Genomic DNA, 20,819 nt, shown 5'->3' with positions numbered 1-20,819 from the left:
TCTCCTAGAAAACTATACTGATATACGAACACATCTTATTCTTCTGTTGCTTCTTTTCTGGATACTATCTTTTTTACATTCTTTTCAAACTTAGGTCGTGGTATCATCACTTGATGCCCACAGCCTTCACAGACTGTTACGAAGTCAACGCCAGTTCGTTTAATCTCCCAATTCTGACTACCACAAGGATGGGGTTTCTTCATTTGTACCACATCACCTACTTGGTATTTTACAAATCCCATAGGCACCTCCTATTTTCATGATTATGTGTATAGTATATCATCTAACTTTATATTTCTCTATAGGGCCCTATGTGCATTTGTAAAAGTTTCTCCTCTATCTTATACAAATATACCAGTACCATTGATGACTAGTATCACTTAGTAGTATCTCATAAGCACCCGTTTCTTCTTCCTATCTAGGAAAGCCTATAAATAGAGGGTTTTCTATATATTATCATTATGGTTTTATCTTTTGAGTTCGATTCTCAATTTCTATTCTGTATAATCCCCTTATTTTCATAGGGAATTAAATAGCTATAAATGCGATAACAAAGCCGATTGAGAGGCTTTATCATTTATAAAAAATTTTTAAAATTTTCTAAAAAAAGACTTGCATTTCTCATTTTCATAGTCTATAATGTAATCAACAATGATTATTCGTTAAGTAACGAAATCAATAGGGACTTGTTCAGGTGAACAAGCCCACTATACAAATAAGTATTTATTTTATTACAACTATGTAAAGTACATGGAGGAAAGAAAATGCCAGAATTAAAAGGTACTCAAACAGAAAAAAATCTTCAAGCAGCATTCGCTGGTGAATCTCAAGCTAACCGTAAATATACATACTATGCAAGTGCAGCTCGCAAAGCTGGTATGAACAAAATCGCTGATTACTTCGAAGAAACAGCAATCAACGAATCCGCTCATGCTAAAGTATGGTTCAAATTATTACACGGTGGCGATGTAAACGCTGACGTAGCGATCAACTTAAAAGACGCTGCTGCTGGTGAACACTACGAACACACTGTAATGTACCCAGAATTTGCTAAAGTTGCAAAAGAAGAAGGTTTCGCTAAAATCGCTTACTTATTCGAACAAGTTGGTGTTATCGAAGCTCGTCACGAAGAACGTTACCTTGACCTTGTAACAGCTGTTGAAGGCGGTACAGTGTTCAAACGTGAACAACCAGTTGCTTGGATCTGTGCTAACTGTGGTTACATCCACATCGGTGAAGAAGCTCCTAAACTTTGCCCAGTATGTGCTCATCCACAAGCATTCTTCTCTCAACACGGAGAAACTCTTATCTAATTAGTAAACCGAGTGGTTTCTTAGATAAGTACTATACAACTGTATCAAGTGATACAAACCAATCAACATAAGAACTAAGTAGTTCTAAAGGCAAGTGCCTGATATACACAATATACTAAGTAGTAATGATATCTACCCAAGTGGGTCAAATTACATATACATCATCCCAAGTGGGTTAGAGCTAGTATAGGTATACTAAAGCGACTGTGAAAACAGTCGCTTTTTTGTATGCTAATCTATATAAGTTCATGGATATTCTCTATGTAGCCGAGATAACTATCTTTTAGTATTCATCATCTTCTCTTCATATTAGTAAGATATACTTTAGTTACAGATGATAGGATACACTAAATTAGTTCTAACTCCTATGCTTCTAATTATATGTTAATTCATAGTTTACCCTCCCTATGAAAGCCTTGAAATAGCATATAATATACTCTGGGTAACCTACTAATAGGAGATACCTAATTAAGATTTATACACTAGATACTAAGAAGGAGACGCTTATGAAACGTGCATTACTATTAACAACCCTAGCCATGACTATCGGCTCTTCCGCTTTTGCTGCATCCATTAATTATCCTAGTTTTCAGGGAGAACATAAACCTGTGTCTTTCAAAATGGCATCTACGGAAGATATGAAGGCCTATACAAAGGATCTAGAGGATTACTTAGCCGATACAGATGCAGTAATTCAAATGTTGATTACTAAAAAACGTGCCGCTATCGATGCTTACAACGCGGGTGTACGTGAATATAATAAGGACGACTTCTTCCATAAAGATCGTGTAGAACCATACTCTTACGATGAAAGCTACTCCCAAACTAAACGTGTAGGTAGTCATACATACCATTCCTTCGGAGATACAGTAATTATCACATCTAACAATATCATTCCTGTAGCTGAGGAAACAAAATCTCAAAAGAAAGAAGATGATGACGCTTTCGCACGCATGATGCGCCGCATGGAAAAACATCTTGGCGTTGATCGCTGGTAAATATACAAATAGGCTGTAGCCCCTGCAAATCAGTAGGCTACAGCCTTTTATTTATTTCTCAGTACTTTCATCATAGATACATCCTGTATCTATGGCATTACTTATACCTTATCGAATTGTTTTTGTATCATTAAATGCTTCTTGATCAAAAGTTCCTTGTAATCTATCCACCACAATTGCATTTGTCATGGAACCGCTTACATTTAACATCGTACGTCCCATATCAACGATAGGATCGACTGCTAAGATTGGAGAAATAGACCCAAAGAATGCACCCATACCTGTACCAGATAAGGAAACAGATGCTGCCATAGTCGCCGTACCAGGTACGCCAGCAATCCCTAAGGAGCCCAATGCAATAACGATTACACTCATTACATACATTGTGAAATCTAATGGCACGCCAGACACACGAGCAATGTAGATGATACACAATGCTGGGAAAATGCCCGCACAACCTTGCATGCCTGCTGTAGTACAGAAACTTGCTACTGTATTCGCAGTAGCAGGATTAACACCTAATTTTTTAGTTAATGTTTCTACTGTTAATGGCAATACGCCCATACTAGAACGAGATGTGAAAGCCAAAATTAACGCTTCTTTTGCCTTGCGGAAGTACATAATAGGGCTCACACCGAATAGTGTTAATAATACGGCTTGTACAAGTAACATAATCACTACGCCTACATAGATCAGCACAATGAACAATGCCATATCCGCAATAGCACCAAATCCTTTTTGCGCTAATGTAGTTGCCAATAGAGCAACCACACCGTAAGGCATCAAACCAATGATGAAATCAGCTACCCAGAAAATCACAGTATAGGCTTCATCAAATAATTTTGTGATAACTTGTAAATCAGTAGCCCCATGTTGTTTAGCCAATCGAGCAATGCCACCGATGATAACACCGAATACTACGATGGCGATGACATTCGTTTGCGCCATAGCATTCACAGGGTTGGACGGAATCAAGGCACGTAGTGTGTCAACCACTGGTTTCACTTCACGCATTTTAGAATCGCCTACAACCGCTAATGTGCCTTCACCTAATCCTGTTACTGTACCTAATACCAAGCCCACGATAGCCGCAATACCTACCATGACTAAGGCAACTATACCTGTGGAAGATACAAGGCGTTTTAAGTTTGCGTTCGTATCCATATGTAAGATAACATGAACAATGGAAATAAATACCACAGGAATAACAAGCATACGGATTAAATCAATAAATCCTCCCCCAATCAGAGAGAACCACTTCGTGCTTTCCTTAATGAACACCACGTCCATTGGATTTTTAGGAAATCCTGCAATCAACTGCACTGCAACCCCTAGTACAGCACCCACTACTGTGGCAATCATTACTAGTGTGCCGAAGTGAACGTTTCTTTTTTGAAGAAAATAGACATATCCTAAGGCGATAACAAATAGCACGAGTACGCCGATCGTCATAGGATCGCTAATCATGAGAAATTGTGTAAAAAATGGCATATCCATACAAATTCTCCATCCTTTCCAGACCAAACTATAGTCCAATTTACTTTTACGTCCCTGTACTATACAGGCAACAATACGCCTTATTATACCATTCTCAATATACTTTTGTCTATATCCTACTTCTTATATAGGTTTATATCCATGCATTATATTCATATAGCAGACAATAATTAACACTATTACTTAATAAATATAGGAGACGAATTATAAAATTTATAGTACAATAGAGTAGTAAAGGTTAACAATAAGAGATCTATTGTACGATGATGTGCGCCCATGAATAGAATTGATCTAACATGACATCTGACTACTTTTGTTTAGGAGGATACCATGGATACATCTTACTATTATAATTTTATCATCTTAGTACAAACGGGGAATATGACTCAAGCAGCAGAGATACTGCATATTACACAACCAGCTTTAAGTAAGCAGCTCAAGTACTTAGAAGCAGAATTTGGTACCCCCCTATTAGTGATCAAACGCGGTCAACGCGGATCCAGCTTTCACCTTACGGAAGCAGGCCGTATTTTTTATGAAAAAGCGCAGCAATTATGCTCCATCGAAGAATCTACCTATGCCGATGTAAAAAGACTTAGTTCGGAAGTAGAAGGCACCTTACGCATTGCCTCCTCTGCTTCAAGGTCTACCGCTTTAATTCAACAATATTTGCATTTCTTTTCGCGCCAATATCCTGTCGTTCGTTATGAAATTTATGAAGGACTAATGACAGATGTAACCGAATCTTTATTGAATGGCAGCGCTGAAATTGGATTATGCAATGAACAAATGGTAGATTCTAACAAATTTGATGTTCTCTACACACAAGCAGAGGATCTATATGCGCTCTTTAGAAAAGATTTATTTTGGACAGACCGTGACTTAGAAAGTATTTCTTGGAAAGATATTTCCAAGTGTCCTCTTAGTCTATCTGGTGGTTCCGTACGGATGCTCATGCAAGCTCATCATAACGACTTCTCTTCTCTTAATGTCATTTCTGTGACTACCACGAAGAGTTCTGCCATTGAATGGGCTCAGTCAGGACGTACCATAGCTATCATTCCTATGGATGCTCAAGAAACAGTATCTCATCCAGATATGACACGTATTAAGTTAACAGAACTGACAAATACATTCTATAAAGCATTTATCACCATTAAAGGTCAACCTTTATCTATGGTGGCACAACAATTCTTAGAATTCTACAAAGCTCATTCTGGAGAATAATATAGTAATACAAAAGGGTCCCGAAGGACCCTTTTTTTCATATCCGATTATAATTCTTCTGTTTCTTTAATTAAGCCTCGTTTTTTCTTATTTAAATATAAGAAATACAATGGCAAGATAATAATACAACCACCAAGGCCCCAAATCAATTGATTAGGTTTTGCTTGTGCCAGCATCCAAAGAGATGTAATGATGGCAATTACAGGGATAATAATACCTCCTGGAATTTTGTATGGGCGCTCTTTATGAGCCCATTTTTTACGGAAAATAATGACAGAAACACAAGTTGGTAAATACTGTGTAAACCGAGATACGGCACTGATGGCTGCCAACTGAACAAAGCTACCGCTCCATGCTAGTAATAAGCTAAATACACCTGTCACAATACATGCTACAACTGGTGTACCCCAACTCGTACGTTTTGCTAGGATGCTTGGTAACATACCATCTTCTGCCAATGATGTTGCAATACGAGGCCCCAAGAAAGATTGAGCAATGTTAATGCCACCCATAGATAATAATGTACCAGCTAGCACGAAATACATGCCCCATGGGCCCATAATTTGACCAAATGCTGTTTGCAATGGTGCTTTATCATTAGCAAGGCTATCACCCATAATACCGATACATACTGCCAATACCAACATATATAGCACAGATACGATGATCATGACCGTAATGATGGCACGAGGCAAATTCTTTTTAGGATTTTCCATATCTTCTGCGGCAACCGCAATGGCTTCAAATCCAGTGTAAGCGAAGAATAGCAATATCGCAGTAGCTGCAAATGCGCCCGATACGCCTCCATCTGAAAGTTCCACAAAATCTGGTACAAACGGTGTAAAATTCGTTCCATTAATAGCAAATAATCCGATCACAATAAATGCAAATAGAGGTACTAACTTAGATACGGTAATCAAGTTGTTCAGAATTTTAGTCATGTTAACGCCAATAATATTAATCACTGTTAATAAAACGATGATAATCGTGGCGATGACATCTTTCATAAAGTCACCAGATAGCGCCGGAATCGCTGCCCCCAAGGCTGTCGCAAATCCTACTGCCATAACGGCCCAAGCGATGAGCACCACAATCCATTTAAGAACGCCTACTTCAAATCCCCAAAAGTCACCTAAGGAATGTTTGGCGTATAAATAGGGTCCTCCATTACGAGTAAAGAATCCCGCTACTTCAGCAAAGCATAGAGCAATACAAATAGCAAGGAATGCATCAAATAACAGCACCCCTAAACTCGCTGGACCCATAAGAGCATATGCTTTATTCGGCAATAAGAAAATCCCTGTTCCTACAATGGCGTTAATACCGAGGAGAACGATGCTCCAAAAGCCAAATTTACTATCTTTTTGTTCCATATTAAGCCTCTTTCTTAGCTGCTTCTACAAAGTCTTTGAAAATCGCTGCATTCAACTCTGTATGACGCATCATTTCTGGGTGGAATTGATACGTACGTAGGTATGGATAGTCAATGCCTTCCATAGCTTCTACTACGGTATCTTTTGCACGACCTACTACACGTAATCCTTCGCCTACTTCTTTCACAATTTGGTGGTGATGAGAGTTAACCATGACTGTATCAGAGTCTAAGATACCAAATAATTTGGAATCCTTTTCAATCACCATAGAGTGAGTTGGTAATCCTGCTGTTTGATTTTGGGAATGCTTAATCGTAGCAAAGGCAGGTAAGTCTTGATATAAGGAACCTTTATGAGCTACATTGATAATTTGATGTCCACGGCAAATCCCCATAATAGGAAGCTTGTATTCTTTTGCATAGGCTAATAAACGCATATCAAAAATATCTCGTTCTGGCCAAATAGCGCCTAATCCACGCTCTGGTTCTTCTCCATAGAATTGTGGGGCAATATCATGACCACCAGAAAGAATGAGACCATCTAAGCGTTCCACCAATGCTTTCAATGTGGCTTCATCTTCTTGGAATGGAATAATCACAGGAATGCCGCCTGCTTCTAATACAGACTGCACATAATCATCATTCACATAGGATCGTTTATATCCCGGAAATGGACCGCCTTGGTCAATCATATGAGAACCTGAGATACCGATTAATGGTTGTTTCATAAGTAACACCTCTCCTTACTAATATAGAGTATACATTATAATTCTATGATAAAGGATATAAGGCGATATGACAACCCATAAAAATAAACAACATTTTTTTATTGTAAGCCTGGTGTTATTGCCTTATACCCATGTATCTTCACCACTATATGTAGAAAAGAGACTAGACCTAAGGTCTAGCCTCTTTTATTAACTACTATAAATATCTTATAGCAATGGTTTACGTACTACGTCGATGATGGATCCATCACGATATTCGATGATCGCTACTACATCTTTAGGGTCATGAGATACTTCAATACCTTCTGGTTTACCTACCATGTCGTACGCCATTTGTTGTAACTCTTCAATTGTGTAAATTGGCAAGTTAGAGTCTCTGAATCGTTCGATCAAATCTTGACGATTTGGATTGATCGCGATACCACGTTCTGTTACCAACACATCGATACTTTCACCTGGAGTGATCACGGTTTCTACGCGTTCACGAATCATAGGCAAACGACCACGAATCAATGGGCATGTAATAACAGTTACTTTTGCACCTGCTGCTGTATCGGAGTGACCACCGGAAGCACCCATCAAGATACCATTGGAGTCAGTCATACAGTTTACATTGAAATCTGTATCGATTTCTGTAGCACCCAAGAAAACTACATCTAAGTAGTTAGTCATGCAGTCTGTAGTAGGGTCTGCGTACATGGATGCGCTCATTTCGATATGATTTGGATTGTTGTCCAAGGAAGCTGCTGCTGTTGTATCAAATGTTTGTGTATCATAGATGGCTTTGATGTGGCCTTTTTCAAGCATGCTTACTAGTACGCCTGTAGCACCGCCAACGCCGAATCCACCAACAACGCCTTTTTTCTCTAATTTTTCACCAATGAATTTAGCTACTGCTAATGGAGCTCCGCCAGCGCCCAATTGGAAGGAGAACCCTTCTTGGATAATGCCAGCTTGATCAAGGAATTCAGCCGCCATTTCAGCAATTTTGATTTGTACAGGATTTTTCGTAATTCCTACGGCACCAGATGCGATACCTTCTGGATCACCGATAGCTTCTACTTCAACGATGTAATCTACATCTGTTTGCGGAATGGAGATAGGATATACATAATCAATTAGGTTGTCTGTTAACAATACAGTTTTATCTGCATAGTGGGAGTCAACCATAGCGTAACCCAAGGCACCGCAAGCAGATTTGCCTTTACGGCCTGTGGCATTACCACGACGGTCACAAGCAGGTACGCCCATGAAAGCTACATCAATGTGAGCTTCTCCAGTGCAAACTGCACGAGCACGTCCACCATGGGAACGAATCACTACAGGTCGTTTTAATACGCCAGGGTTCAATGTTAAGAATTTACCCAACGCATCACGAAGACCAGATGTTTCGATAGCTGTTACAGTACCATCTTTGATCATATCGATTAAAAACTCATGACAAGGAGCTAAGGAAGAGTTAAGAATTGTAATATCTTTAATTCCTTTTGCTTGTACACGATCCATTACCAATTTCATCACATAGTCACCATTACGTAAATGATGATGGAAGGAAATGGACATACCATCTTTTAAACCTACTTTTTCAATAGCTTCATCGATGGAGCCTACTAATTTATTTTCACCTGGAGTGTGAAGTTTGACTGGTTTACCTGCACGAGTACCAGTTTCTGTCATAGCGAATTGACCTTCATATACACGACGACCTTGAAGGCATTCTAATTCCATAGGAATGTCACGACCAATTTTATTTAACATCGATTTCTGCTCCTTCCTCAAGTTCTACTTTAATACCTGCTGCACGGGCTTTATCTACCACACGTTGCGCACGTACTACGATAGGACCATCGATCATTTTACCATCTACAGCGATAACGCCTTTATTGTTGCGAAGTGCTTCTGCATAGGAGTTCAATACTTTTACAGAATGAGCAATTTCTTTTTCATCTGGAGTGAACACTTCATGGATAATTTTGATTTGGCTTGGGTGAATACAAGATTTTCCATCATAACCAAGAGCTTTGATGAATTCTACTTCTTCACGGAAACCTTGTGGGTCTTTCACGTCGGAGAATACTGTATCAAGAACACGGATACCTGCTTCACGAGCTGCATGAAGGATAGTTTGACGAGCAAATAATAATTCATGAGCTGGTTTATGTTTACCTGTACGAAGGTCGGCACGATAATCCTCTGCACCTAATGCGATAGCCACTACACGAGGACCTTGTGCAATTTCACGCACATTGTATAGACCTTTTACAGATTCGATAGCAACGATAATGTTGATAGTGCCTTCTTCCCAACCGTTAGCTTTTTCTACTTCTTCAATTTTTTTAGCAACGATTTCTACTTCAGATACATCTTCAGTTTTTGGAAGACGAATCAAGTTAGGTTTTGCTGGTACAATCACATCAAGGTCAGCATAACCATATGGGGTTTGTGTTGGATGGTTGATACGTACTACTGTTTCACCTTTGAATTTTAAAGTTTTCAAAGCTTCTGCTGTCAATAAACGAGCTGTATCTTTTTCAGTGACTGCTACGGAGTCTTCAATATCAAACATGATGGAGTCGGCACCGTGGATATCAGCACTGTTAATCATTTTAGGTGTGTTACCTGGTACGAACATCATGGAACGAGATAAACGTTTTTTTGCTAATTCAGTTAATCGGCTCATTATTCTGCGCTCCCTCTTTCTAATGCACCCAATACACGGGCTTTAATCGTATAATCCCAAGCTGCTTTATCGATAGCAGTTACTTTCACGCCATCGAATCCTGCTTCTTTTACAGTCGCTTCGATGAAAGCACGAATATGCTTACCATAAGCACGCTCAACTTTAGATTTCAATTCTACTTCGATACCAGATGCAATTGGTTCTACTGTTACCAATACATCATTTTTTTCATCAAAGCCAGCCATAGCTGCTTTCACTAGATGTTTCATAGCAAATCCTTTCTATTACATCAAACTATAGTATGAAAAGTCAGAGACCAGTGATATAGAATCACTGGATTCTGACTTCATCAACCAAAAATACTCCCTATCTATTTGATAGAGTAAGACTTATTAGATTAATCCTACAATGGACCACCAAATCGGACCAAAGCCAAGTGTCACAATCAAGCCTAATACAGCCACTACTGCACCAGTTACCCACCATTGGCGAACTTCGTTGTAGCCTTCACCGAATACAATTGGGCCAGGTCCACCACCAAAGTGAGTTACAGCACCACCGAAGGCATTTGTCATGAAGATTACAAGACCTAATGTCCAAGGGTCAATGCCCGCCACTTTACCAACTGTAAAGAATACCGGTACCATGGCTGCAATGTAAGCACTGCCGGATGCAAACAAGTAACGAACTAGCACAGACAACACTGCAATCACCACAAGTGCCAATGTCTCATGATGTCCGAAGTTCATTTGAGCTTCTAACACTTTTGCTAACCAAATGAAGAAATCCGCTTTTGTTAACGCACCGGATAAACCAAGGATACCACCGAACCAGATCAATGTGTTCCAGCCACCTTTGTTTTGAAGAGCATCTTCCCACTTGATAGCGCCGAATATGTAGCAAGATACCATCGCTACTAATGCTACTGCTGTCGCATCTAATTTAAATTTAATACCTACCATACCAAGGATAGATGGTAATGCCCATCCAAGTAAGGATAAGAAGAAAATAGTAATTAATACTTTTTCACCTGTCGATACAGGGCCTAATTCTGCCAACCCTTCACGAGCAATTTTCTTATTGTCGATTTCTTTCAACTCAGGTTTATTTAATACATAAGATACGAATGGAGTAATCAATAACAAAATCAAACCAGGTACGAATAAAGCTACTGCCCAAGTTACCCAGTCAATAGAAAGGCCTAGGATTTTTTTGAAGTAATCCGCTGCCAATGCATTTGGCGCCATGGCTGTTAAGAATAAAAGGGATGTTATTTTTGTTACCATATATGTATTAGTCATTAGGTAACGACCTACTTTATTCGCTGTTTCACCAGGTTCAGAACCTAAAGATCTTGCTACAGAGTTCATGATTGGGAATACGATACCACCACAACGAGCTGTGTTGGATGGTGTAGCTGGGGAAATAATTCCGTCCAATAAAGCAGTTACATAACCAAGACGAAGTGTAGTATGACCGAAGGCATCAATCATATGATACGCAATACGACGACCCAAACCCGTTTTTACGAAGGCTACAGAAATGGAGAATGCCGCAAAGATCAACCATGTTGTAGTAGATGCATATCCAGACAATACTTCTTTTGGATTATTTAAAAATAATGCAGAGGCACCAATGGCAGATAATACTGCTACTGGAGCTGGGAATGGTTTTAATACCAAACCAACGATAGCGGCTAAATAAAAGCCAAACAATTTCCAAGCGCCGTCAGCTAAGCCTTCTGGAGCTGGAGTGAACCAGATTATCAATGGGATAGCCCACGTAATCAAGGCATTGATGATTTTTTTGTTCATCTTGTGTCTCCTTACTACATAAGATATAAATACATTGCCTATATCGATTGCACTCATACTTTCTATAAACGTGAAACTTACTATATCAATAATTATATATAAGGGCGGTTCACCACTTACTAGAATACTAGAACGTGCAAATGTCTAGGTCTTTCTACGCTCTCATTATATCCAATCATTTCAGGCGGTAAAAATAAAAATCCTTTATAAGGCTTATAAAAATTTTATTCTCCCCAAAAATCTTTCATGTATGCATTTAGAGAATGTCTTATAAACTTAGGTCTCATGCGGTTCTTATGCTATTCCTACTAAATTATTCCCATTTTCATGATAGATAGCTATGATAATTGCTACTTTTATATACATTAACAGTACGTTTATAGTATTCTAAAGTAATCAAATTTGCTGTTAGAGCAATCTGTCCATTTTAAACTATTCAGACATACTGAAAGTAAAAGATGGTTACCTACAAAACGCTAGCTACAATAAAAACTACACACAACGAGAGCGCAACTCTATTAGCTGCGCTCTCTATCTGTAATACTATATGTTCTTTATTAACTATGCATACCATTCATATAAAAATTCAAGCCCTACCTATATAAATAGGCAGAGCCATTCTTTTGCTTACCATACGCAAACAAGCCTCTTAGCTCATATACCCCGGTAAGGTAACGATTTGATGATTTTCGTAATAATCTGTTACATAATCGATGAAAGTTTTCACCGCAATAAGTTTCGTGCTTACCTCATCATGGAACAAATAGGTAGAACGCACCAATGGACGATTATCTTTCATCCGTAAAGGTTCTACATAAATACCATGTTCACGGCAACTGCCTAATCCCAAATACGGTAAAATAGCCCAACCTAGTCCTTCTCGTACGAAGTGACGGCACGTCACCATAGAGTCTAGCTCCATGGCTGGTCTCACATCCCCTACGTTATGTTCTTTCTTCCAATTTTCTACCACTGTTGCAATGGATCCATCCGTGCGATAGTTAATCATAGGAATGTCCCGTAATTCCTTGTAATCTACAGGATGCTTATACACTAAACAGTACGGTTCATCAAAGAGACGCACACCATTGGGCACATGATTATATTCGCCACGGGCAAAGGCAATCATTACTTCTCCAGAATTGAACATTTTATTCACGTGGGAACTATAACCTGTCTTCACTTCGATGCGAATCTTGGGATACTGTTTCGTAAAATTATTGAGTAAATGGGGCAACTCGTAGTCTGCAAAATTGATGGATGCCGCAATTTTTAAGGTACCTTGGATCTTCCCCGTTACCTTTCCAATATTTTGTCGCAATTCCTCTCGGGACCGAATCATACGTCGGCAATAATCGTAGTACAGCTCACCTTCGGCAGTTAACGCAATACCATCATTGGCACGAATTAATAAGGGACGCCCTAATATATCTTCTACTTGCTTTAATCGATAACTTAATGCAGGCTGTGAAAGAAATAGTTTTTCTGCCGCTTTCGTAATATTTCCTTCTTCCACCACTGTGACGAAGGTTTGCCATTCTTTTGCTTCCATCGTATCCCTCCTTACTAACTATCATCTATATCAATTTATTAATTACATACTAAAGGGGAGCTTCAGCGCTCCCCCATGCTAGTATTATAACATACATTAGCGACGACCGAAAATGCGAAGTAAATTGATGAAAATATTGATGAAATCAAGGTATAAACCTAAAGCACCAATCAATTCAACACGTTCAAGAACACTTTCATCTTCATAAGCCACTTCCATGATGGTCCGTTTAATGCGATACACATCATACATGGTAAATAAGGAGAAAATCCCTACAGCTATATAGCTGTACACCAATAATCCAAAGTCGCTAGCTCCAAAGAACATCATAATCAAGCTAGCAATGAGTAAGGCAATCACTGCCCCCATTAAAAATGTGCCTAATCCTGACAAATCCTTTTTCACCACTATTCCTAAAAAGGCAAAGCTACCAAAGACCGCTACAGCTCCTGTTAAGGCATACACCACAACCTCAAAGGAATAGTGTAACGCGATGGCGGTCAAGGTCAATCCATTCATAATGGAATAGAGGAAAAACATGGCTTTCAAAAATGTATTAGATGCTGTGTATTGACGGAAAGAAAATAAGAAAACCACCGCCACTTCAGCTAACAAAATGATATTAAAGTTAGAATGAGCAAAGCGCAACCAACTAGAGTTCGTTAACGCCATAAATCCAATGATGGCTGTTGTCAATAAGCCCCAGACCATCCAAAGCATAGAATTGCGCAATTTACGATTCACAATTTCTTCCACTACCACTGTATCTGCTTGTGTAGGAACATGATATTCCATAGTTACCTCCTATCTTGCGTTTGCAATACCTTCATAGACATTACCACGAATGCCATCGACTGTTACAATCTGACCATTTGTTAATTGAGATTGATCATGAGCCCCTAAAATGACAGGAATACCAAATTGAATCCCTGCAATCGCTGCTGTCGATGTGTATCCTTCTTCTGCAGTAATAATAGCGCCAGCTCGTTTCGCTAGTTCCATATATTCCGGTTCTAAGTCACGAACTACTAAGATACTGCCATCTGTCATAGGCTCTGCAGAATCACCGTGGTGAATTGGTCCTGTGACAGACAATTTACCAACTCCACGACCATTAATCAACACATTACCAGTGACATGAACACGAATCATATTCGTTGTACCAGATAAGCCAGATGGCACGCCTGCTGTAACCACTACTAAATCACCAGACTGAATCAATCCTTCTCCTAAGGCTGCACTCATGGCGCAGTGTACCATTTCATCAGAATTGGAATGGGAAGGCCCTTGGATAGCTGTCACGCCCCAGTATAACTGCATACGGCGAAGAGCACTCTCATGCGGGGTAACCGCAATGATTTGGCAATTCGGACGGTGGCGGGAAATGCTCATCGCTGTAATGCCAGATTCAGTACAAGTAATAATAGCTCCAGCACCTAAGGAACGACCTACTTCCACGGTAGCAGAACAGATGGCATCTGTCGTTTTGGCTTCTTCTAATGGTACTGTATGATTACTATTCACATACAGATCAGATGTTTCAGTTACCTTCGCAATGCGAGCCATAGTTGTCACCGCTTCCAACGGATAGTCACCACCTGCGGTTTCACCAGACAACATGACCGCATCCGTACCATCTAATATGGCATTCGCTACGTCACTGGCTTCTGCTCTTGTCGGTCTTGGATTCGTTACCATGGACTCTAACATTTGTGTGGCTGTAATCACCGGCTTAGAAGCAGCATTACATTTTTGAATCATCATTTTTTGTAATACTGGCACTTCTTCAGCAGGAATTTCTACGCCCAAATCGCCACGAGCCACCATCAATCCATCAGACACTTCTAGAATTTCATCTAAATTATTAAGTCCCTCTTCATTTTCGATTTTGGAAATGATGCGAATATCTGCCCCTTTAGATTCCAAAATACGACGGATTGCCACTACATCGCTAGCTCGTTGCATGAAAGAAGCTGCTACATAGTCCACACCCATTTCACAACCAAATACCAAATCTTTTTCATCTTGCTCCGACACTGGTGGCAACGATAAGGACACTCCTGGTACCGCTACGCGTTTACGGTTGCTCATCATACCAGTATTCATAACAGTCGTATGAATCTCTGTGCCTTCAATGGAATCGATGCGCAATGTCACTAATCCATCAGACAAGAGAATTTGTTTGGCCTCTTTCACGTCTTCTGGTAATCCTGCATGATTCACGGAGCAAATTTCTTTTGTTCCTTCCACATCTCTTGTGGTCAATGTGAAGGCTTGCCCTTCTTCTAAACACACTTTACCTTCTTTGAACAAACCAAGGCGAATTTCAGGGCCCTTTGTATCCAACATTAATGCCACTGGAATCCCTGTTCTAGTAGAGGCTAAGCGAACGAGTTCCATACGTTTTGCTTGTTCTTCATGAGAACCATGAGAAAAGTTAAAACGTGCCACGTTCATCCCTGCTCGCAACAAGGATTCTACCATTTCTAAACTATCTGTACTAGGTCCCATGGTACAAACAATCTTTGTTTTTTTATTCATATCTATCTCCTTATAGTAACTCGACTGTATTTGCCCCTAATAAAGCTTGCACACGCCCAATGGACTCTTTCGATGGGGTGAAATAAAAGCTGCGGTTCACCGCTAAACTGCGTTTTTGTCGTTGTAAGAATAAGGTTACTGGTGTATCTCCCTGCAGTTCTTGCAACAACTTTTGTAATTGCTGGCTCACTTGCGGTGTGTCATGAGCTATATCTATATGAATACGAATCTGTCGCACTTTATCATATTCTACTTTTAATAGTTGTACGGAGCTAGCAATACATTGTACCCCTTTCTCATCCGCATCAATACGCCCTTCTATAGCTACCACACCATCACGTTGCAATAGCATATGGCTTTTTTGATACCCTTGAGGGAATACTACCACTTGCACAGATCCTGTGAAATCTTCCAAGGTTAAGGTACACATTTTTTCTTGCTTTGCCTTCGTTAATCGATCCACTTTCTCCGTAATCAATCCACCAATGGTAACAGTTTTGCCGTCGAAATCCTCTGGATTTTCTGCTAATCTCCCTAATTGAAATAGTCCTTCCAATTCATCACGGTAGGCATCTAAAGGATGGCCCGTAATATAAAAGCCTGTATATTCCTTTTCATCTTTCAGTTTCAGCTCTTTGGGCAAGTCTGGCAAGTCTGGAACATGGATACTCTCCATTTCCTCTACCTCCGCAAAGAGGCTCACCGCTCCTAGGGCACTATTCTTTTGTCCTTTAGAACCAATGCCTTGAGCTTGTTCATAAATCTGTAACAGCTGGTTTCGATTTTCTTTGAAAGAATCCATAGCTCCGCAGCGGATTAAACTTTCCAACAAACGCTTATTTACGACACGATATGGTATACGTTCACAAAAGTCGACAATGGACGTAAATTGGCCATGTGCCTTACGCTCTGCTAGCAATTCTTCGATCGCATTATCTCCTACATGTTTAATACCACCTAAGCCAAAACGAATTTGTCCATTTTGTACGGTAAACATACGCTCTGAATGGTTGATATCTGGTCCTAACACTGCTACTTGTTTCGCCTTACACACATTGATGTAATTCGTCATTTTATCCATATTGCCCATGAAGCTTGTCATAGTAGCCGCCATAAACTCTGGGAAATAATGAGCTTTCAAATACGCCGTTTGATATGCAATATAGGCATAGGCTGCAGAGTGAGATTTATTGAATCCATAGCCCGCAAAGTATAGTAAGAGGTCAAATACTTCATTAGCCAATTTCTCATCAATACCATTGTTTACAGAGCCAGTGACAAAGGAATCTCGTTGTGCTTTCAGTACAGATTCCTTTTTCTTGCCCATAGCACGGCGCATTAAATCCGCTTGCCCCAAAGAGAATCCACCCATGGCGGAGGCAATCTGCATAACTTGTTCCTGATATAGAATAACTCCGAAGGTATCCTCTAAAATAGGCTCTAAGATTGGATGTAAATAGGTCACTTCTTTTTCTTTGTGACGGCGCTTGATGAAGTCTTCCACCATGCCCGATCCCAACGGTCCAGGGCGATAGAGGGCTACCAAAGGAATTAAGTCTTCAAAATGTTCTGGCTTTAAGTCCATCACCAGCTTTGTAATCCCTTCTGACTCTAATTGGAATACCCCTGCCGTTTCACCACGACTTAGAAGTTCGCAAGATGCCTGATCATCTAAGGGTATCGTATCTAAGTCTAAGTCGATACCGTGGTTTTCTTTAATCAAGCGCAATGCCTCACCCATCACCGTCAGCGTACGAAGCCCTAAAAAGTCCATCTTCAATAGGCCTAGTTCCTCAATATTATCTTTGTCATATTGCGTAACAAATCCATCTTCATTGGAGTTTTGCACCGGTACATACTCATCTAGAGGCGCCGCTGAAATTACAACACCCGCCGCATGAGTAGAGGAGTTACGAGCAATACCTTCTAGCCGTAAACAGAGGTCAAATAATTCTTTGACAGATTCATCTGTATCATACAAATCCTTAAGTTCTTTTACCTCTAAGGCTTTTTTCAAAGTGATCCCTAGTTCATTGGGAATCATCTTAGCTAATCGATTCACCTCTGGCAACGGCATATCTAGCACACGACCTACGTCACGGATAACGGCACGAGCCGCTTCGGTACCGAAGGTAATGATCTGCGCTACTCGCTCTTGTCCATATTTTTCTGTTACATAGTCGATTACCTTATTGCGAGTTTCATAGCAAAAATCGATATCGATATCGGGCATACTTACCCGCTCTGGGTTCAAAAACCGTTCAAAGAGCAAATCATATTTGATGGGATCTAGGCCTGTAATACCCAATAAGTAGGCTACCACTGACCCTGCCGCACTACCACGACCTGGGCCTACTAGTACCCCATGCTCCCTGGCATATTTGACATAGTCCCACACGATAAGAAAATAATCTTCAAATCCCATACGACTAATAACACCTAGCTCATAGTCCAATCGTTCTTGCAATACCGGTGTTATTTCTGGATAAAATTGAGGAATATAGGACTCGCAGACTTTACGCAAATAACTATGCGCCGTTTCCCCTTCTGGTACATCGAATTTTGGCAAATGATGCGCATCAAAATTAAACTCTACATGACAACGTTCCGCAATCTTCAACGTATTATCCAAAGCTTCTGGAATATGCCCAAAAAGCTCTTCCATTTCATCGCCGCTTTTCATGTAAAACTCATTACTGAAAAACTTCATACGGTCTACATCATTCCGCCTTGCGCCGGTAGCAATACATACCTTAATATCATGAGCCTCCGCATCATCAGCATATACATAGTGAAAGTCATTGGAACATACTAAACCTACACCATATTGCTCTGCCATCTCTACTAGCACATCTTGAACACGCAATTCCTTTGGATCTCCATGGTTCTGAATTTCTAAGAAGAAGTTATCCTTTCCATAAGTCTCTAGGTACCACTCCAAGGCACGATGGGCCCCTTCCATATTATCTTGCAATATAAGCTGTGGAATTTCTCCAGCAATACAAGCGCTCAAAGCGATAATCCCTTTACTGTAGGTAGACAGTAGTTCTCGGTCTGCACGAGGCTTGCGGTAGAACCCTTCTGTGGAAGACTTGGACACGATTTTTACAATATTCTCATATCCTTCCATAGTTTCCGCTAAAAGAATCAAATGCTTTAATCGTTCATAAGTTTTACCTTCGGGGCGGTCAAAACGACTCCCTTCCGTAACATACACTTCACACCCTAAAATTGGTTTGACCCCTTGTGCCATGGCCTCTTTATAAAAATATATGGCACCATACATATTCCCGTGGTCCGTTAACGCTAGGGCCGGCATATTGAGTTCTTTCGCACGACTCACCATTTGTGGCAATCGACTAATGCCATCAATGAGGCTATATTCACTATGACTATGCAGATGTACAAATGGTCTCATGTGCCCTCCTTACTAACGTAACGCGATATGCTTTCATTCCTTCTATTATATCATAATTTGCATATTTCAGTGTACCGTGAAAGCGTTTGTCATCTATCAATCCATGGATACTTACAAAATAAAAATGCCTATGTAATCTGTATAACAAACTACATAGGCTTTGCATTATTTAATAAACTTTACTTCTTGGTAGATAGATTCTAACACTTCTTCTTTTTTCGCATTATACTCTACTTTTTTCTGTTCAAACCAGTTATTGCCTTCTGTATCAATGGATACAATTAAAGGACCAAACTCTTTCACACGACATGTCCAAAGCGTTTCTGGCATACCTAGCTCTCGCCAGTTAGCGCTTTCAATTTCTTCCACTTCTGTAGCCGCTAGTACAGCATTGCCCGCAGGAAATACTAGATGCAAGGCTCCAAACTCTTTACAAGCACGTTCTGTATTCGGACCCATACCGCCTTTACCAACAATAAGGCGTACACCTGTCTCTTTCACAAAATCGTACTCAAACTTTTCCATACGCATACTTGTGGTAGGTCCTACAGAGACCATTTCAAATGTGTCCTCTCCCAGCTCTCGGACGATAGGCCCCGCATGCAAGATAGCTCCATCCCGTACATCCACAGGCAATTCACGGCCTAATTCAATCAACCGACGATGCGCTACGTCACGACAGGTCGTAATATGACCCGTTAAATAAATGATGTCCCCTGCTTTAATACCTTCTAAATCTTTCCGCTGAATCGGCGTTGTTAATACTTTCTTTTCCATTAATATGTCACCCCACTATGCGATAGAATTGTACATTGTCCATCTTTATCAAATACCATATGGCCTCTGCGGTGATTCCAACATCCCACATTAACTGCAACAGAAATAACCGATGGATGACGAGCCCCATGCTCAATATTGACACCTAGCAAGCACTTATCTCCACCCATACCTTGTGGGCCAATATGCAAGGAATTAATCCCATCTTCTAGCAATTGTTCCATTTTTGCTGCTCGTTCATTAGGTGCTACGGAACTTACTGGTCTCATTAACGCTTTTTTTGAAAGTAACGCCGCTGTATCAATAGACGTAGCCACACCGACACCAATTAACAATGGTGGGCACGCATTTAATCCGTAGGATGTCATCAAATCTAAGACAAACTTTGCTACTCCTTCATAGCCTTCTCCAGGCATCAATGTCTTACCGCTACCTGGCAAGGAACAACCACCACCTGCCATATAAGGGAAAATTTCAACATCATCTCGATCCGGCACAATATCCCATAAAATATAAGGTGCTAAAGTACCAATGTTTTTTCCAGTATTATATTCATCAAACGTTTCTACACAATTATGTCGAAGCGGAGTTTCCTGTGTTGCTTGATACGTTGCATTTCTCAAGATACTTTCCAATTCACCAAGCAATGGATAATTAGCACCTACTTTCACCCAATATTGCAATACGCCTGTATCTTGGCAGGATGGGCGACTTAACTCTTTTGCTAACTTCATATTTTCTTTCATAGTTGCATAAATTGTTTTTGCTAGCGGATTTCGTTCATCATTTGCTAATTCTGTAATTTTTTCTTGCACATCGTCAGGTAACACTTTAGCAACATGGCCTACAAAATCACTAACGATCTTTGTCATTCGTAACACTTGTTCTTCTTTATTCATAGA

General features: G+C 40.1%; 17 protein-coding genes. 3 read left to right on the top strand and 14 right to left on the bottom strand.

The features are described 5' to 3' along the window. Positions 1 to 35: 35 nt before the first annotated feature. Complete coding sequence (locus EO127_RS04220; RefSeq protein WP_127067949.1) at positions 36 to 242, bottom strand: DUF951 domain-containing protein; 207 nt, start codon at positions 240 to 242, stop codon at positions 36 to 38. A 522-nt stretch (positions 243 to 764) separates the two neighbouring features. On the opposite strand from EO127_RS04220, the gene rbr reads away from it, so the two are divergent. Next, positions 765 to 1,313, top strand: coding sequence for a rubrerythrin (gene rbr / locus EO127_RS04215; RefSeq protein WP_127067947.1), 549 nt, complete (start codon positions 765 to 767; stop codon positions 1,311 to 1,313). A 506-nt stretch (positions 1,314 to 1,819) separates the two neighbouring features. Further along, entirely contained in the window at positions 1,820 to 2,311 is a 492-nt protein-coding gene (locus EO127_RS04210; RefSeq protein WP_127448148.1) for a hypothetical protein, read from the top strand. Between the two features lie 108 nt (positions 2,312 to 2,419). On the opposite strand, the gene EO127_RS04205 is transcribed toward EO127_RS04210, so the two are convergent. Beyond that, the gene (locus tag EO127_RS04205; RefSeq protein ID WP_127448147.1) at positions 2,420 to 3,808 is read right to left on the bottom strand and encodes a cation:dicarboxylate symporter family transporter; all 1,389 of its coding nucleotides are present in this window, start codon (positions 3,806 to 3,808) and stop codon (positions 2,420 to 2,422) included. A gap of 330 nt (positions 3,809 to 4,138) precedes the next feature. Between EO127_RS04205 and EO127_RS04200 the strand changes: the two genes are divergently transcribed. Continuing rightward, on the top strand, positions 4,139 to 5,035 hold the full coding sequence (locus EO127_RS04200) for a LysR family transcriptional regulator (RefSeq protein ID WP_127448146.1): 897 nt from the start codon (positions 4,139 to 4,141) through the stop codon (positions 5,033 to 5,035). A 47-nt stretch (positions 5,036 to 5,082) separates the two neighbouring features. On the opposite strand, the gene EO127_RS04195 is transcribed toward EO127_RS04200, so the two are convergent. The 12 genes from EO127_RS04195 to ttdA all read right to left on the bottom strand — a co-directional run bounded on the left by EO127_RS04195 (position 5,083) and on the right by ttdA (position 20,816). Next, positions 5,083 to 6,408, bottom strand: coding sequence for an APC family permease (locus EO127_RS04195; protein ID WP_127160322.1), 1,326 nt, complete (start codon positions 6,406 to 6,408; stop codon positions 5,083 to 5,085). A 1-nt stretch (position 6,409) separates the two neighbouring features. After that, the gene (locus EO127_RS04190; protein ID WP_127448145.1) at positions 6,410 to 7,135 is read right to left on the bottom strand and encodes a gamma-glutamyl-gamma-aminobutyrate hydrolase family protein; all 726 of its coding nucleotides are present in this window, start codon (positions 7,133 to 7,135) and stop codon (positions 6,410 to 6,412) included. Between the two features lie 207 nt (positions 7,136 to 7,342). Beyond that, entirely contained in the window at positions 7,343 to 8,893 is a 1,551-nt protein-coding gene (gene citF / locus EO127_RS04185; RefSeq protein ID WP_127448144.1) for a citrate lyase subunit alpha, read from the bottom strand. After that, positions 8,883 to 9,815: an aldolase/citrate lyase family protein gene (locus EO127_RS04180; RefSeq protein ID WP_127009957.1), complete on the bottom strand. Its 933-nt coding sequence runs from the start codon at positions 9,813 to 9,815 to the stop codon at positions 8,883 to 8,885. Before EO127_RS04180 ends, citF begins: the two co-directional genes overlap by 11 nt. After that, on the bottom strand, positions 9,815 to 10,084 hold the full coding sequence (locus tag EO127_RS04175; RefSeq protein WP_126939352.1) for a citrate lyase ACP: 270 nt from the start codon (positions 10,082 to 10,084) through the stop codon (positions 9,815 to 9,817). Before EO127_RS04175 ends, EO127_RS04180 begins: the two co-directional genes overlap by 1 nt. A gap of 123 nt (positions 10,085 to 10,207) precedes the next feature. Then, positions 10,208 to 11,629 (bottom strand): anion permease, encoded by a 1,422-nt coding sequence (locus EO127_RS04170; protein ID WP_127448143.1) that lies wholly within the window; start codon positions 11,627 to 11,629, stop codon positions 10,208 to 10,210. A 649-nt stretch (positions 11,630 to 12,278) separates the two neighbouring features. Next, on the bottom strand, positions 12,279 to 13,181 hold the full coding sequence (locus EO127_RS04165; RefSeq protein ID WP_127448142.1) for a LysR family transcriptional regulator: 903 nt from the start codon (positions 13,179 to 13,181) through the stop codon (positions 12,279 to 12,281). Between the two features lie 96 nt (positions 13,182 to 13,277). Then, positions 13,278 to 13,976: a Bax inhibitor-1/YccA family protein gene (locus tag EO127_RS04160; RefSeq protein WP_127448141.1), complete on the bottom strand. Its 699-nt coding sequence runs from the start codon at positions 13,974 to 13,976 to the stop codon at positions 13,278 to 13,280. Positions 13,977 to 13,985: 9 nt separating this feature from the next. Continuing rightward, complete coding sequence (pyk, locus tag EO127_RS04155) at positions 13,986 to 15,722, bottom strand: pyruvate kinase (RefSeq protein ID WP_127448140.1); 1,737 nt, start codon at positions 15,720 to 15,722, stop codon at positions 13,986 to 13,988. Between the two features lie 10 nt (positions 15,723 to 15,732). Next, the gene (locus tag EO127_RS04150; protein ID WP_127448139.1) at positions 15,733 to 19,140 is read right to left on the bottom strand and encodes a DNA polymerase III subunit alpha; all 3,408 of its coding nucleotides are present in this window, start codon (positions 19,138 to 19,140) and stop codon (positions 15,733 to 15,735) included. Between the two features lie 165 nt (positions 19,141 to 19,305). After that, positions 19,306 to 19,917: a L(+)-tartrate dehydratase subunit beta gene (gene ttdB / locus EO127_RS04145; RefSeq protein ID WP_127010236.1), complete on the bottom strand. Its 612-nt coding sequence runs from the start codon at positions 19,915 to 19,917 to the stop codon at positions 19,306 to 19,308. After that, a complete protein-coding gene (ttdA, locus tag EO127_RS04140; protein ID WP_009352839.1) occupies positions 19,917 to 20,816 on the bottom strand; it encodes a L(+)-tartrate dehydratase subunit alpha in 900 nt (299 codons plus the stop codon). The genes ttdB and ttdA overlap by 1 nt, the downstream gene beginning before the upstream one ends. Positions 20,817 to 20,819: the final 3 nt, after the last annotated feature.

It is taken from the genome of Veillonella sp. 3310 (assembly GCF_003999875.1).
Taxonomy (GTDB): Bacteria; Bacillota; Negativicutes; order Veillonellales; family Veillonellaceae; genus F0422.
This window is presented reverse-complemented; position numbering and strand designations above follow the sequence as displayed.

Coding starts and splice junctions, on each gene's coding strand:
- EO127_RS04175 (WP_126939352.1), bottom strand. CDS start 10,084: ATGAAACATCTAGTGAAAGCAGCTATGGCTGGCTTTGATGAAAAAAAT.
- EO127_RS04160 (WP_127448141.1), bottom strand. CDS start 13,976: ATGGAATATCATGTTCCTACACAAGCAGATACAGTGGTAGTGGAAGAA.
- EO127_RS04210 (WP_127448148.1), top strand. CDS start 1,820: ATGAAACGTGCATTACTATTAACAACCCTAGCCATGACTATCGGCTCT.
- ttdB (WP_127010236.1), bottom strand. CDS start 19,917: ATGGAAAAGAAAGTATTAACAACGCCGATTCAGCGGAAAGATTTAGAA.
- EO127_RS04165 (WP_127448142.1), bottom strand. CDS start 13,181: ATGGAAGCAAAAGAATGGCAAACCTTCGTCACAGTGGTGGAAGAAGGA.
- EO127_RS04195 (WP_127160322.1), bottom strand. CDS start 6,408: ATGGAACAAAAAGATAGTAAATTTGGCTTTTGGAGCATCGTTCTCCTC.
- pyk (WP_127448140.1), bottom strand. CDS start 15,722: ATGAATAAAAAAACAAAGATTGTTTGTACCATGGGACCTAGTACAGAT.
- EO127_RS04220 (WP_127067949.1), bottom strand. CDS start 242: ATGGGATTTGTAAAATACCAAGTAGGTGATGTGGTACAAATGAAGAAA.
- rbr (WP_127067947.1), top strand. CDS start 765: ATGCCAGAATTAAAAGGTACTCAAACAGAAAAAAATCTTCAAGCAGCA.
- EO127_RS04170 (WP_127448143.1), bottom strand. CDS start 11,629: ATGAACAAAAAAATCATCAATGCCTTGATTACGTGGGCTATCCCATTG.
- EO127_RS04205 (WP_127448147.1), bottom strand. CDS start 3,808: ATGGATATGCCATTTTTTACACAATTTCTCATGATTAGCGATCCTATG.
- citF (WP_127448144.1), bottom strand. CDS start 8,893: ATGTTAAATAAAATTGGTCGTGACATTCCTATGGAATTAGAATGCCTT.
- EO127_RS04150 (WP_127448139.1), bottom strand. CDS start 19,140: ATGAGACCATTTGTACATCTGCATAGTCATAGTGAATATAGCCTCATT.
- EO127_RS04200 (WP_127448146.1), top strand. CDS start 4,139: ATGGATACATCTTACTATTATAATTTTATCATCTTAGTACAAACGGGG.
- EO127_RS04180 (WP_127009957.1), bottom strand. CDS start 9,815: ATGAGCCGATTAACTGAATTAGCAAAAAAACGTTTATCTCGTTCCATG.
- ttdA (WP_009352839.1), bottom strand. CDS start 20,816: ATGAATAAAGAAGAACAAGTGTTACGAATGACAAAGATCGTTAGTGAT.
- EO127_RS04190 (WP_127448145.1), bottom strand. CDS start 7,135: ATGAAACAACCATTAATCGGTATCTCAGGTTCTCATATGATTGACCAA.